The 14785-nt window shown below is 44.6% G+C and carries 10 protein-coding genes; all 10 read right to left on the bottom strand.

Annotation, left to right across the window (positions count from 1 at the left end):
- Positions 1–7: 7 nt before the first annotated feature.
- Positions 8–3295 (bottom strand): glycoside hydrolase family 2 TIM barrel-domain containing protein, encoded by a 3288-nt coding sequence (locus FXV77_RS01790; RefSeq protein ID WP_148917504.1) that lies wholly within the window; start codon positions 3293–3295, stop codon positions 8–10.
- Positions 3273–5432: an alpha-L-rhamnosidase-related protein gene (locus tag FXV77_RS01785; protein ID WP_148917503.1), complete on the bottom strand. Its 2160-nt coding sequence runs from the start codon at positions 5430–5432 to the stop codon at positions 3273–3275. The genes FXV77_RS01790 and FXV77_RS01785 overlap by 23 nt, the downstream gene beginning before the upstream one ends.
- Before the next feature lie 188 nt (positions 5433–5620).
- On the bottom strand, positions 5621–6913 hold the full coding sequence (gene fucP, locus FXV77_RS01780) for an L-fucose:H+ symporter permease (protein ID WP_148917502.1): 1293 nt from the start codon (positions 6911–6913) through the stop codon (positions 5621–5623).
- Positions 6914–6916: 3 nt separating this feature from the next.
- On the bottom strand, positions 6917–7378 hold the full coding sequence (locus tag FXV77_RS01775) for a MaoC/PaaZ C-terminal domain-containing protein (protein WP_148917501.1): 462 nt from the start codon (positions 7376–7378) through the stop codon (positions 6917–6919).
- A 26-nt stretch (positions 7379–7404) separates the two neighbouring features.
- Positions 7405–8481, bottom strand: coding sequence for a Gfo/Idh/MocA family protein (locus tag FXV77_RS01770; RefSeq protein WP_246162156.1), 1077 nt, complete (start codon positions 8479–8481; stop codon positions 7405–7407).
- Positions 8478–9701, bottom strand: coding sequence for an extracellular solute-binding protein (locus tag FXV77_RS01765; protein ID WP_148917500.1), 1224 nt, complete (start codon positions 9699–9701; stop codon positions 8478–8480). The genes FXV77_RS01770 and FXV77_RS01765 overlap by 4 nt, the downstream gene beginning before the upstream one ends.
- A complete protein-coding gene (locus FXV77_RS01760; RefSeq protein ID WP_148917499.1) occupies positions 9694–10836 on the bottom strand; it encodes a CaiB/BaiF CoA transferase family protein in 1143 nt (380 codons plus the stop codon). Before FXV77_RS01760 ends, FXV77_RS01765 begins: the two co-directional genes overlap by 8 nt.
- A 1-nt stretch (position 10837) precedes the next feature.
- Positions 10838–11989 (bottom strand): CaiB/BaiF CoA transferase family protein, encoded by a 1152-nt coding sequence (locus tag FXV77_RS01755; RefSeq protein WP_148917498.1) that lies wholly within the window; start codon positions 11987–11989, stop codon positions 10838–10840.
- Positions 11982–13154 carry an ABC transporter substrate-binding protein gene (locus FXV77_RS01750; protein ID WP_148917497.1) on the bottom strand — a complete coding sequence of 391 codons (1173 nt, stop codon included), beginning with the start codon at positions 13152–13154 and terminating at the stop codon, positions 11982–11984. The genes FXV77_RS01755 and FXV77_RS01750 overlap by 8 nt, the downstream gene beginning before the upstream one ends.
- Positions 13155–13190: 36 nt before the next feature.
- Positions 13191–14747, bottom strand: coding sequence for a RagB/SusD family nutrient uptake outer membrane protein (locus FXV77_RS01745; RefSeq protein WP_148917496.1), 1557 nt, complete (start codon positions 14745–14747; stop codon positions 13191–13193).
- Between the last annotated feature and the right edge of the window lie 38 nt (positions 14748–14785).

Here is a 14785-nt window from a genome sequence, read left to right as displayed (position 1 = left end):
GTTGCCTCTACTGTATATATTGTTTTACATCTGCTTTTCCACCCATCGGTATCAGATGAAACGAATAGCTATAATTTTTTGCAGGCACTTGGTATTTTTCCAATGGTGCCGAAACAGCTGTCCAACTGTCGTTCCCGCCTACCCCCATCTGCTTCAAATCCACGTTCAACGTTATTTTATCTTCCTTTTTGAGCTTAAACCAATGCTTATTTTCTTCTATTGCTTTTTGGGAATAGGGCCATGCACTGATGTACAACAGCTGATCGCCCATAACCAAAAGACCACCTTGCTTCTTATGATGCAGTTGAAACCACCGCACATCCATCCGATTACCGTTTTCCTGTGGAACTAAATATGGTTCCATAAATTCATCGATATCCATCGCATATACCCCAAGGTCAAATCCATAAGCCCGATCAGGGTAATTTTCCATAAAGCCCAATCCATAATATTGAATTTGTTCGAACGTAGGGTTGATGCCTAGCTGTAAGCCGACTTTAGGTATATTTGGTAAACCGTCTTTTACCGTTAGCTGGTAGTTGACAGACACGATACCGTGTTGCTTGACGGCATAATTGACGGTCACATTAGCCGAATCGCCCGGTAACGCATAATGCGACTGTATATGTACCGCATCCGCCTCTTTTCGCATGCTCATGCTGACTAATTTTGTCTCGTTATACCAATACTTCAGTTTTCGATCCGGTTTCCATCCCCGACGGTCGTTCTCTGTTGCAGGCCGTACGAAATTCGGCAATACCGCTCCGTTGATAATTTCCTGACCTTCGTAGACCAATCGTTGTAACGCGCCAGAAGATTTGGCAAAAACGGCTTCAAATGCTGTCCCTGTAACGCGGTATTCCGTCTCATTTTCTTCTACTTTTAAGAATTTTCCAGCAGATTTCAACGGTTTCATTACGGTTCCCAACTCCTGCCATCGCACCTGTGAGGAAGAAACTACAAAACCTTCAGACGCCCAAAGTTCGTCCGCCTTTAAACGAAATTGTATATCCAGTTGATATTCTTTTTCTTTCTTCGGCTTTACCGGGATATACGAAAGCAAATCCATGTCTATAGAGTCGCCCGCTACCAAATCAATACTAGGCAATTTCACTTCTTTCACCACCTCCCCATTCTCTCGGGTAAGCATGACGGGTTGGTAGTGATTCAGATTACGTTCCACTGCCCGGTTCTTTATCTTAATTCGTGCTGTTTTCGCATCCAACAGGATAACCTCCGCCGGTTGATAAATTCTTTTATTATCGTACATGGCCGCTTTCGGACGGTTCCAGGCATCCACGATACCGTTCAAACTGAACGCGCCGTTATGGATTTTCTCGCCAAAGTCGCCTCCATACGCCAGGACTTTACCATATATCGAATCTTGCCGTACGAGTGCCTGGTCTTTATAATCCCAGATAAAACCACCGATTAAACGGGGATGGGAGCGAAAAATATCCCAGAAGTCTTTCATATTTCCGGTAGAGTTTCCCATTGAATGGGAATATTCCACAAACAGAATCGGACGGTTATCGTCGTTATCCTGTTCCAACAGCAATTGCGGTGTAAAAATACCGGGATAAAACCGCGACACGATATCGACATAATATTGGTCCTTGATATTCTGTAACCGATAGGCATGTGCATTTGACTTAGGATACCGTGGATCAGAAGGATCGATATAGCCCGGCAATTGATGACTTCCCATAGCCGGTTCATAATGCAGCGGGCGCGTGATATCAAAATCATGCACCCAGGCCGCCATTGCCGCGGTAGTAGGGCCACGACCCGATTCGTTACCGAGCGACCAAATGACAACGGAGGGGTGATTCTTGTCGCGCTCCACTAAGCGTGTAATACGCTCCATATGTGCGGCTAACCAAGCTGGGTCGTTCATCAACTTTCCGCCTAGCCCATGTGTTTCCAGGTTCGCCTCATCCATCACCATGATACCATAGCGATCACAAAGCTCATAAACATACGGGTCGTTTGGATAATGCGACGTACGTATTGCATTGAAATTAAACTGTTTAATCTGTCGGATATCGGCTTCCATATCTTCCCGTGTTAACGCTTTCCCGCGTTCCGGATGATGGTCATGCCTATTGACACCATAGAGTTTCGTCGGTTTACCATTGACCAAAAAGGCACCGGTTTCTTTCGAAATTTCGATACTTCGGAAGCCCACGTTACAACTCTTGGCCTCCCACAATTGCCCTTGCTTATCATACAAGGTAATAACCAGTCGGTATAAGTTAGGCTCCTCTGCCGACCATTTCTTGGGATTGCTAATGTTTGTTTCTAATAATCCAAATTTCACATTATCCAGTCGGGGATAAATCTCGTCAAAAATCTCTCCCGCATCTCGTTGTAGCTCTTGAGGCAAAAGTGGGTTATCCTCTTCATCATAAAGCTGTGCTTTCACCGTAAACCCGTTGATGCTATCGCCGGAAAAATTATCAATCTTTGGTCTTAACGAGAATTTGGCATCGCGATACGCGGAATCTAAGGTAGCTTGCCAATGGAAATCGGCAATCCGGACTTTGGGTTCCGCCATTAAGAATACATCACGATGTATACCGCTCATCCGCCAGTGGTCTTGATCTTCTAAATAGGAGGCATCACTCCACCGGATGACCTGCACCGAAATCCGGTTCTTTCCGGGCTTCAGATAAGGTGTGGCGTTAAACTCGGAAGGCAGATGTGAGTCTTCTGCATATCCGGCATATTGATCGTTTATCCATAAATGATAGGCGGAAGAAACGGCACCAAAATGTAAGGTGACATTCATGCCATCCCAATCTACGGGTAAATCAAACGTCCGTTGATACGAACCGACGGCATTATAATCTGTCGGTATACGCGGTGGGTCGATCGGTAGAAATGGATATACGGCAGAACGATAGATGGGGATGTCGTACCCTTTCATCTCCCAATTAGACGGTACAGCAATCTTGTCCCAACCGGTTACTTCCGTCAAATGAAAATCCTTCGGTGCATCAGCCGGCTTGATAGCAAATTTAAAATTCCATTCACCATTCAAGAATAACAAACGTTTATTTGTTTCGCGTTCGTTTTGAAGCGCTTCCGCTATTGAAGCATAGGAATATGCAGTAGCACGTGCCGGCTCCCTGTTAATTGCCGTTATCGTAGGGTCTTCCCAAGCAGACGCTATCTTCCCATCTGGAACAGGCGGAATCACGGCAGGTTTGCCATCGACGGTTTGCCCTTGTACGTACGCGAACGACAGCAACCATAACAAGCCTAAAGCACTACCCTTTATATTCCACTTCATAATCAATTCCTTTTTCCAATTCCAGTGTATACGTATTTTCAGATACCTTCTTTACTTTCCCGTGGTTTGTCCGGGGCAACGATGTGCTGTTAATTTTCAATGTTCCCTTTCCAATCGGTGATTTCACTTTGATTTTGCTTTTGGAAACATGAAGTTCAATTTCGCCTGCCGGTGTCGGCACTTTTCCTTCCATCCATTCCTGCGAAGCCAGGTAAGGTGCGATCGTATACGTTTCGTATCCCGCGGACGTCGGCTCTACGCCTAAATAATATTTACCTAACAAATAGATTGGACTTGCACCCCAGGAGTGACAAAGACTCTTGCCAAACTCCCGGCCATACATGGTGTAGTGTTCTGCACCTTGTTTTTCGGGGTTATATTCTTCCCAAAAGGTGATGGCTCCCAATTTAAGCATACCACCCCAATAGCTTTTAATCTCGTCCATCACATAATCTTTCTCGCCCAATGCACAAAGCGCTTCCAGTTCGTAATAACGCATATAGGGTGTCATGATCTTTTTGATATTATCATTCAGCAACACATTCTTTTTGACGCCTTGCTGTTGTTCTGCGGATAGGTAATCGAAAAAGATCGCAAACATGTTGGTGTAACGCGTCACTTCATCCGTTTGCTTTCCGTCGATGCGGCTATGGACAAAAGCGGTTTTCTGGTCGTTCCAGTAAAAATCGAAGAATTTCTGCTTTAACGCGTCGGCTTCTTTCGCATAAAAACTTTTGTCTTCCGGGATTTGCAGCAAATCTGCACATAACGCCATCGTCTCTAGACTACGGCATAGCAGCAATTGCTCAAAACTGACCTCTCCTTTTTTACTCAACCCTTCCGCCCAATCGATAAATACCCAGTCTCCAGATAAACCTTCCATCAAACCATCCTTATTTCTTCTACCCAGGCAAAACTCCATCAGCGTCTGCATTCTCGGATATACGGATTCGATAAACTCCCTGTCACCTGTATAGCGGTAATAGTCGTATATGCTCAAAAACCAATAGAACGTATAATCCATAATGGTGTTGATATGTGTGATGGTGGGTTCTTTGCCACGTAATGCTAGAATAGTACGTTTCACGGTCTCGGAATCAAAACCCAAATAATAGTTCATGGCGTACGACTGGTAGGCATCGCCACTCCATATCCAACGGTCGCGTTTGATACCGTCAATATAAAACTCGCGTGACGTCAGTTCCATCGTATATTTCGCAACATCCCATATCTTATTCAACTCTTCATCGGAACTGCGAAACATGCCCCTATCTTCGACAGGCAAATATTCATATTGCATCGAAACTTCGTCAAACTGTACGTTTCCCTGAGGTTCTATATAGACATATTGAAATGCTTTGGAAAGCTCCAAGGTGCTATCTCTTGCCGCAGATTGTGCAACTTCCAATATATCCAGCGTTTCACAAGTCGTTGTTGCCAACGCTTCTTCTTTCGATTCGCCATAATAAATCGACAGCTTTCCTTGTCCCTGTAATTGGTGCAGTGTTAAAAAACCAAATGTATTCTTCCCAAAATCAATCAGAAAACCTTTGTCATGCGCAATTTTACGCACCGCTTGTTCCGGTCGCGTAGGCAGCTTAAATTGGGATGGTTTTTCGTTTGGATTATCCATATTCCAATAGCCTGCTTTGACATACGTGGTTCCCGATTGGTCAGAAGCTTTTCCCGTTTCATCAATCCATTCTTTATCTTCAAATGTCACCAACCAATCTTTATCGGTATGCACGTATTTGCCGGTCACAAATAGCGCCGGTACATGCGCTTGGTTATATACTTTGATATTGATCTGTTGCTTTCCCTTTTCCAATTTTACGTTGGAAGGCATGCCGGGCAACATCTTGCCGTTCACTTTTACATTATATTTTCCTTCGGCGTGTATCGTGATTTCATCGGCTTCCGGCAAATCAAATTGCTTGTTGAATTCGACAAGTACATAATGGCTGTCCATCTTCCAAAAAGGCGGAAAGAAGGTACCTCGCTCTGTTCTACGGTTTTGCATATCATTACTGAGCCACACCTCAAAATCTCCCGGGTACCAAATCCAGGTACTCGCCTGTTGCGCAAATGATGTGACTGTTGCAACTAAACAGCCTACAACTAAAATTAATTTCTTCATCCTATTCTTTATAATGGTTGAAACGTATTCATGCTAATATCGTATAAGGCATTACAGCTTGTCACAACGTTGACTAGATGCAATACCGTTATTTTTGGCACATTTAGCACCAATTACAAACATACCTTAAAAGTAAGCCGAGACCTTATAATATTTTCTCCAGCTATTATATTATGTTGCCACACCCTTTACAGATGGGCAGGTTTATATCCTTTTTGTGCAAACCAAAGAATAACCACATAGCATACAAAGGGCACGATATACCCCATCTGCGTATTGTCATTCGAGATGTCTATAATACCGCCCGTCATATAAGGGAAGATCGCTCCCCCAACGATAGCCATGATCAACCAGGAAGAAGCTTGCTTTGTCTCTTCGCCCAAGCCACTAATGCCTAACGAAAAAATGGTCGGAAACATAATTGACATAAAAAATCCTAAACCACCTAATGCATACAAGACCACTATACCGGACCCCAGTACCGCTGTCGCGGCCAATACTGCGCAAACCAAGGCATACAAGGCCAATAAGCGATTTGCTGTTGTATAGCGTAACAGGAATGTTCCTACAAATCTTCCCGCCATAAAAAGCAATCCATATATGCCCAAATAGTAGCCCGCTGTTTTTTCATCTACACCGGCTCCCTGCTGCGCCATACGGATAAAAAAGCTCGTCACGCAAACTTGTGCACCGACATAGAAAAACTGCGCGATGACGGCAAAGGCTAGATGTTTATGACGAAGCACGGCAAAAAAACTACGTTTTTTACCCGTTTCGTCCTCGGTGCCACTTTCTTTTATCTCTGGCAGCTTCACAAACATAAATACGACGGCCACGAGCAGCAAGATCAAGCCCAGCACTAAATAGGGTGTTTTGACGGATGATGCTTCTTCCATCAGATACGCCGTCCGTTCGACCTCCACCATGGCATTCAGCTCCGTTTCGGAATAACTTTTACCAGATAAAATAAACATGGTTCCTATAATCGGTGCCACCATCGCCGCCAAACCGTTGAATGACGCCGCGAGATTAAGACGATGTGTAGCCGCTTCCGGCTTACCCAAAATAGCGGCATACGGATTAGCTGCTGTTTCCAACACCGCCAAACCGCATCCAATTATAAACAAAGCCAGTAAAAACAATTCATACATGCGGTAATCTGCCGCAGGGATGAACAGGAACGCCCCTACCGCAAAAGCGATCAATCCCATAATAATGGATAACTTATAACCCCATCTGCGGAGGAGATAACCTGCGGGGAGCGCCATGATAAAATACGCCAGAAAAATAGAGGTGTCTACTAAAGCGGATTGACTGTTATCCAACTGACAGGCTTTTTTCAAATGCGGAATCAAAACGCCATTTAGATTGTGCGCCATCCCCCATAAAAAAAACAAACTGACAATTAGAATAAAAGGAAATAGATAACTTTTAGACTCTCCATTGGTTAATGTGATATTGTCTTTTGTGCCAATTTCCATGAGTTAAATAGATTGAGTTGTTATCTCCTTACGTTTAGCAAGCAAAATATGATCTGCTACCAAAACCACCTCCCCATGCTGATTTATCATTTTTACATGTTCCACGACAGTTCCAAATTCAGGCTTTTTCGCGTCCGACTTTTCGGAAATCGTCACTTCCGCATGTATCGTGTCACCAATAAATACAGGTTTCACAAACCGCAAGCGGTCGTAGCCTTTGGAAAATGCTTCGGGATTGATGATCGACGCAGTGAGTCCAATGCCAATCGCAAATATCATCGTGCCGTGTGCAATCCGCTGCCCGAACGGCTGTGTTTTACACCATTCGGCATCCATATGGTGCGGAAAGAAGTCGCCTGTGTGCCCTGCATGAACCACAAAATCGGTTTCCGTAATGGTTCGACCTAATGTCGTCCGCTTATCTTCTAATATATAGTCTTCAAAAAAAATAGATTCAAAATGCATGATGTTTGTTTTTATGAGTTAGAAAGTTAAACTTTATAATCGATTGGTTGACCACCGGCTTCGCTGCTCTTATAGGCGGCTTCCACGACCGCCATGGTATGGATAACATCCTCTACAGCTGCGGGCAGCACGGTTATTTCGCCAAGTTTATAGCGCATTAAACTTCCCATGCTCCCAATGAATGCATCGGGAAACCAGGTGCCTTCGATCGGATATTTCACCCATTGTGGTGCACTTCCGTCTGTTGGTTTAATGCAATATTCAAATACATCAGGGACACCATGCGGATAGTCCATTAATACGCCCATCGTAGCTTTTATGGCACCTTTTGTCCCTTCCCATTTAATATAGCTTTCTTGGTGTTTTGGCCCGAAATCATGATCGTGATTGGTATTGACAACGGCGTGTAATGTATCGCCATAATCAAATAAAAGTGTCGTTCGGCTCGACGATAGATCTTTTGCTGGGTGCTTCAATGTCTTCGCATATACCGAGTGTGGATTCCCCAAAAACGAGCGGATCAAATCAATATAATGCACACTATGATACAGAATTTCTAAACGTGGATGTACCATCACATGGGGAAACAGTTGCCAAGGTGTATGTAAGTTTACACGTACCTCCATATCATAAACCTCACCCATATACCCCTGTTCGATGAGCCAACGTGCGGCGTTAACGAATGGCGCTTGACGAAGTTGGCAATTGATCGCCGCCACTAAACCTTTCCGTTGGCAAACCTCCAAAATAGCTTCGCTTTCAGGATAATAATCGCCCATGGGTTTTTGAATCAAAACGGCTGCACCATCAGGCAAGGCCTCCAAGGTTTCGATAAATTTATTGGGCATAATCGTAATGTCGTACACCGCATTTTCCGGTGCTTGTGCTACCGAATCGGCTACCGAATCGTAGACATATGGAATACCAAACTCCTGCGCCAAAGCTTCTGCCTTCGCTTTCGTTCGGTTCACAATGCCATGCACCTCAAAACCGGCCTTACGATAAGCGGGCAGATGGGCATCTTTTACAATACCACCTGCGCCAACAATAACAATAGGCAACGAAGATTTCGGCAATACTGTTTGATAGTTAATAGGTATCATATCCATGTATTTATCTTTTGTTGTGCTTCTGTCAACAAGGACAAACTGCTTTCTTCGCTTTGAATCGCAGCCGTGACGGTATCATCTATGATATGTGCAATCTCCGTCCAGTGGGACAATCTCGGCAATGTACGTGCCGTTTGGTGCAGTTGAGCAAGTTTGTTATAAAAAGGAATAGATTGATTGATTTCGACATCATGCCATGTCGAGTAACGACATCCTACACCACCTTCCATAGTCAACGACTTATCGTTTGCCTTGCTCACGGCAAATCGAATAAAATCGTATGCTAATGCCTGGTGACGGCTGCCCTGCGCAATAGCATACAACCAATAGACATTCAACGAGGGCGGCATACCCTTTATAGCTGTCGGAATGGGCGCAACATCCACTTTCCCCTTGACCGCCGATGCACCATCGATCTGTGCCCATGATGCAAAACCAAACCAGTTGACCATCATCGCCACTTCTCCTCGGGCAAAAGCCTGACCAGCCTGCACGGATTCGTAAGTAACCGATTTTGGGTGCAGACTGGATTGATTTCGAAACAAAGCTCTATAGAAATCCAACGCTTCCACGGCTATAGGCTGGTCTAGATTAACAGCTTTATCGCCATGGGAAAGTTCACCTCCCCGGGACCATAGTTGTATACAAAAGTCAAATACGGCATTATGACCGTCGGGGTATCCGGCAAATACAGTACCGTATAGATTTTCCTCCGGCCGGGTAAAGAATTCGGCAACAGTCAAAAAATCATCCCAGGTTTTCGGGAATTCCAATGCTTTTCCATAACGCTCGCGAAAACGGATTTGCTCTTCCTCCTGTTCAAATAAATCTTTCCGTACAACTAGGCACTCCGGCCCATCATGAAAAGGAAGTCCATATATACGCCCGTCAAAATTTTGCAAGCTGGTTAAGCTATCCGACCAGGCGTTATCGTAATCTTCCGGCGGGTTTGCTTGCAGGAAATCATTTAATGCAAGCAAACCCTGCGTATCATAAGCACGGGTTATCCAATCGGTATTGATATGCACGATATCCCAATCACCATTATGAAGGCTGTCCGTTTCAAAGAACGTATCCGTTAATTGTTCCAAATCCAACGGTACAAATTCCATTTGTACATCCGAAGGATACTGATTTTGATAAGCTTCCCAACACTTTTCCAACGCGCTTTCAAAAGGATCAAATTTCCGAACAGCAAAACGTAACTTATCCATATAACTCCTCCCATATTTTTTCTGTATGCTCCCCTAATTTCGGCGAGCCCTTTGTGGATGTTAGCAATTCGCCGTCTATGCGGATAGGACAGCGCGTTGTTTCATACGTGAATCCATCTCCCATAGCGACTTTCTGTACCATATCCAATACTTTAAAGCCGTCATGTGCCGTCAATCGGTTCCAGTCCAGCACATCCGCGCACCATATGTCAGCGGCTTCCAAAATGCCAAGCCAGTGGGACGTCGGTTCGCTCGCCAGATGTTGTGTCAAAATCGTTTTGATGGCGTCCCGTTCTTTAAATGCCTGTTCACCGTCCGCATAATCTTCCAATGCCGGACAGTTCAACAGTTTTCCTAAAAATGGAATCGATCCCATCGCCAAAGCCAAAAAGCCGTCTTTCGTTCGATACACACCATACGGTGCCGCTAAATACGCGTGGGCATTACTCACTTCGCTACGTTGCGGTAACAACTGACCGTCCCTAAAATAGGTCGTTACCGTTTCAAACTGTATATCGACGGCGGAGTCAAGCATACTGATATGGACGTGTGCACCCATTTTCTGTATAGCACGGCGATATAAACAAGCTAGTATACCGCTACATAGGTTCGCTCCGGCAAACATATCCACGATGGATAGTCCCATAGGAACAGGTCCGTTCTTCGCATCGCCACTCAGCCAGGTCATGCCCGTGAGGGATTGCAACAACAGATCCTGTCCGGGTCTGCCCACCCAAACGCCCTCTTTACCATAACCCGAAATCTCTCCGTAAATCACCGTAGGGTTGATTTCCCGCACACGCGTATAATCAAATCCCAAACGTTCCATCACACCCGGACGGAAATTATGCATGACCACATCGGCTTTCGCGAGCAAATCACGAATCACACGGCAATCGGCGTCGTTTTTCATATCGAGTACGATGCTTTCCTTATTGCGGTTGATCGCATGAAAAACTGTGGATGTACCATTTAAAACGGTCTCCGATGTATATAACTGCCGACATATATCGCCTGTTCCAGGCTTCTCTATCTTGATAACCCGGGCACCGAGATCTGCCAAGCGAAGGCTTGCCAATGGTCCCGATAGGAATTGACTAAAATCTATTACTGTAAAACCTGCTAACGGCAACATATTAACTTCTTAAATAATCTTCCACAATCGTTTTATTATCCTGCCCTACTTTCGGCGCCGGTTTATCCCCGTACAAATACTGCCCATCAATACCATATACGCTACGGGTGGTCTGCAGCGCTGTTCCATCTTGCAAGCGAACTTCTTGCAACATCGCTGTCTGTGCAAAACCATCTTCCTGTAAAAAAGTCTGGTAATCCTGCACTGGTCCGCACCAAATTCCTACGGCCTCCAATAGCTTCACCCATTCATCCGTACGCTTCCGACACAACACCTCTCCAAGATTAGCCAATATCTGGTCTCTTTGCGAAAACCAAACAGATGCATCTTGATACCGCTCACCGGGTAGCCCGATCGTGCTGGCTATTTTTTGCACATCGCCCATCGCCAACGCCAAATATCCATCCGCTGTTTTATATAATCCGTAAGGTGCACTTAAATACGCATGCCCTCCACCGCGAACACCTGATCGTTGGGGTAGTTTCTTTCCGTCATTAAAATGAGTAGTCAACACCTCAAACTGCATATCCAAAGCTGATTCCAACAAACTCACCTCTACCAGAACACTTTGTCCTGTTTGCGAACGTTTTAACAACGCCGCCAGTATTCCCTGGGTGAGGTGGGTAGCACAATACATATCCACGACCGCCAGACCAAAAGGCACCGGACCATCTTTATCACTTCCCGATAGCCAGGAAAGTCCAGAAAGCGATTGTACCAATAAATCCTGTCCCGGCTTTTTGGCCCAAGGCCCTTCGTTTCCGTAGCCCGTTACCGTAGCATAGATAATCTTTGGATTAAGCACTTTCACACTTTCGTAGTCCAGTCCGATTTTTTCCATCACACCGGGTCGGAAATTATGCGTAATGACATCTGCTTTTTTTATCAATGCGCTGATATCCGCTAGGTCCTGTTCATTCTTTAGATCAGCCGCGTACGATTCCTTATTTCGGTTTATCGTATGAAACACCAAACTGCTCTCATCGACAAAAATATTTTTAATGGCAATCTGGCGTCCTCCTTCACCCTTAACGGGACGTTCAATTTTAACGACACGGGCGCCCAGATCCGCTAAACGTAATCCTGCGGTGGGTCCTGCCATGAATTGGGAGAATTCCAAAACCAATAATCCAGCTAAAGGTTTATTATCCATGGACTCCTTCCCACGCTAATGATTCCCGATACATCGTATTCAATTCCGCCAATACGGCTCTTTCATCTCCACCATTTTTCAAGTAATGAACCACGACATCTCCGGCGTGATCTTGGAAATGGAGATGTCCATCATATCTCGGACGTAGGTATGCGCGCTCCAAAGCAGGTAGTGTATTGACAAAGTAATTTGCCGTTAAGGCATTGACCTGCGTGTTTTTCCACGCACGTAAATGTCCCGGCTGCCCACCATTTTCCACATATAAGGTTTCCTGTATTTCGGGCGATGCTACAAAACGGGCATAATCTACCGCAACATCGATATGTTTGCTCTGCGAAGAGACAGCTAAACCCGCGCCGCCCAACGTGCTTGTCATTGGTTCATCTCCTGCTTTCAAAGCTACCAAATCATGAAAATGCAACAGTTTCCGTGCATATCCCTGTCTGGAATAGTTGGAGTAACCATATGCAAACGGACAATAAGCAATCTCGTCATGCTGGGTCATGTCTTCAAATACCTTAAACGGATTTTTGGCATAAAAACGTTCGTCGATATGGTCGGCAAGCGATTTAAAAAGTTTTAATACGCGCACTCCAGTTTCCTCGCGCACGACCTGTTCATCGTTCTGACAAGGAACTTCCCCCGATGAACAGCAGAACATGTAAAAACTCATTAATACATCAATGGGTAACAAAGAAAATCCAACACGTCCTTTTTGCGCCAGTGCTAAAAGGTCGTCAAAGGTACGGGGAAGTAAAACGTCCAATTCTTGCAAAATATCCGGGCGGCTTGCTGCCACAGGTGTCGCGGCGTCAATAGGTAGTGCCCACTGTTTTCCTTCAAAGTTATAGCTCGCATACGATTCTCCGACACTGTTTTCCCGTTGATCTTCCAAAAACGTCTCTGGAAGAAAATCATCAAAAGGAATCACCATTTTTTGTGCAGCTGCGTGTCCTGTCCACGGGTGGTCGATAACCATCAAGTCATATTCCATCGCTAAATCTGTAACCGACTTATCCGCAAACTCTTGTAATGTACGCTTCTTCCAAACGATTTCGATTTCCGGGTGTAATTCCTCATAACGTTGCGCTGTCGCAACCATCGGCACAAATCCTCTCGTATGCCCCCATGTAATCCCTTTCAGTTGGATTTTCTCTTTCTTCATGTATTAAAATTATTGTTTTTTTATCAGTACGAAAAATTAATTATAGCCATCGTTCTGCGTCAGTTGCGGGTTGTTATCCAGTTCTGTGATACTAAACGGCAATCGATAGTTATGCTCTCTAAATACATACGATACCCCAGAAGGATTTTTCAACATAGGCAATAGCGTATGCGCTATTTTCCAACGTTTTAAATCATTATAGCGATGCCCTTCCAACGCAAACTCGATACGTCGTTCATGGCGGATATAATCCCGTAGTTTATCTTTTGAATCATATTTTGATCGATCCACTTCGGGTAAATTCACACCGGTTCTTCCACGTACTGCATTAAGCTGATTGTAGACCACATCTACCGGTCCATCTAGCTCGTTGACGGCTTCCGCATACATCAACAAAATATCAGCGTAACGAAGGTGTATATAGTCTTGATCTGATTGTGCTGCCGTAGCAGTGGTAATAGGAACGCGTCTTAAATCCACCCATTTCTTCGTATGGAAACCAGTATAGGTATTATATGTAGCATCCCATATTTCCCCCGTAACTGGATTCGTCCACACATCGCCGGGAAGCCGTACAGTAGCATAAAGTCTGGGATCTCTGTTTTCATAAGGTTTATTCGCATCATATAAATCCGATTCGGCTGGGCGTTTACCATCCTTCATTTCATAATCGTCCACTAGATTTTTATAGGGTTGCATCAAGGCATACCACCCCAGCTCAATATCTAACCCTCCTGCTCCCGGAGTAAGACGATGTACACTATTGGGGCTTAAGTACTGGGTTGCGAACATGATTTCACGGTTTACGGACGCTTTCCCTTGTCCGGTAGTCGTGAATAGATCATCGTAACTATCCGCTAAAGCGAAGATATTATCTGTAATAATTTCTTCTAAAATCATACGGGCTACAGACCAGTTTTGCTGCGTCATATAAACACGTGCTTTGATACCTTGCGCACTCCCTTTAACCGCATGACCACTATAAGCAGCTTTCGGCAAGTGTTCTATAGCAAAATCTAAGTCTTCGTGAATGAAAGCATACACTTCTTCTTCAGATGACTTGGCGATACGAGCATCCTCTAATTTCGATAAGAAATTACGATAGATCACGACACCACCAAAAGATTGTACCAAATCAAAATAAGCCAGCGCACGGAGGAACCGGACCTCCGCTTTATATATATTCGCGGTCTGTTCACCCAAGCCGGCTTTATCAATATTATCCAAAAAATAATTCGTGCTGGATATCAACCTGTAAGGTGTATTATATAAGTTTTCCAAGACACCGTTCAAGCCTGGTGAAATCGCACCAATCGTCATGGCTCCTAAATTGGACTGTGTATTATTTCCCGGATCTGGAAATGCATTATCAGTCAATGCATCCATATATACCCGCTCGTATCCCAAAAAATTCTCCTGCAGACGGTAATATACACCTGCCAAGGCTGTTTCCACATCAGCCTGACTTTTCCAAAAAATTTCGCCAGACACACTATTTTCCGGATTTCTATCTAAAAAATCCTTATTACAACTTCCACCTAATAATATCAGTGAGGCAGCCGCTGCGCATGTTAATATTTTAAAACCTTTCATGGTATAAATTCATTTAATAAAATTTACGCTTCGTCGCG

The sequence above is a fragment of the Sphingobacterium phlebotomi genome, assembly GCF_008180195.1.
Classification (GTDB): domain Bacteria; phylum Bacteroidota; class Bacteroidia; order Sphingobacteriales; family Sphingobacteriaceae; genus Sphingobacterium; species Sphingobacterium phlebotomi.
Note: the sequence above shows the minus strand (reverse complement) of the source record. Positions and strands in the feature narration are given on the sequence as shown.

What these genes read in the sequence shown, in the direction of transcription:
- FXV77_RS01770 (WP_246162156.1), bottom strand. Translation starts at nt 8,481, where the DNA reads ATGATACCTATTAACTATCAAACAGTATTGCCGAAATCTTCGTTGCCT.
- FXV77_RS01775 (WP_148917501.1), bottom strand. Translation starts at nt 7,378, where the DNA reads ATGCATTTTGAATCTATTTTTTTTGAAGACTATATATTAGAAGATAAG.
- FXV77_RS01750 (WP_148917497.1), bottom strand. Translation starts at nt 13,154, where the DNA reads ATGAAGAAAGAGAAAATCCAACTGAAAGGGATTACATGGGGGCATACG.
- fucP (WP_148917502.1), bottom strand. Translation starts at nt 6,913, where the DNA reads ATGGAAATTGGCACAAAAGACAATATCACATTAACCAATGGAGAGTCT.
- FXV77_RS01745 (WP_148917496.1), bottom strand. Translation starts at nt 14,747, where the DNA reads ATGAAAGGTTTTAAAATATTAACATGCGCAGCGGCTGCCTCACTGATA.
- FXV77_RS01785 (WP_148917503.1), bottom strand. Translation starts at nt 5,432, where the DNA reads ATGAAGAAATTAATTTTAGTTGTAGGCTGTTTAGTTGCAACAGTCACA.
- FXV77_RS01760 (WP_148917499.1), bottom strand. Translation starts at nt 10,836, where the DNA reads ATGTTGCCGTTAGCAGGTTTTACAGTAATAGATTTTAGTCAATTCCTA.
- FXV77_RS01765 (WP_148917500.1), bottom strand. Translation starts at nt 9,701, where the DNA reads ATGGATAAGTTACGTTTTGCTGTTCGGAAATTTGATCCTTTTGAAAGC.
- FXV77_RS01790 (WP_148917504.1), bottom strand. Translation starts at nt 3,295, where the DNA reads ATGAAGTGGAATATAAAGGGTAGTGCTTTAGGCTTGTTATGGTTGCTG.
- FXV77_RS01755 (WP_148917498.1), bottom strand. Translation starts at nt 11,989, where the DNA reads ATGGATAATAAACCTTTAGCTGGATTATTGGTTTTGGAATTCTCCCAA.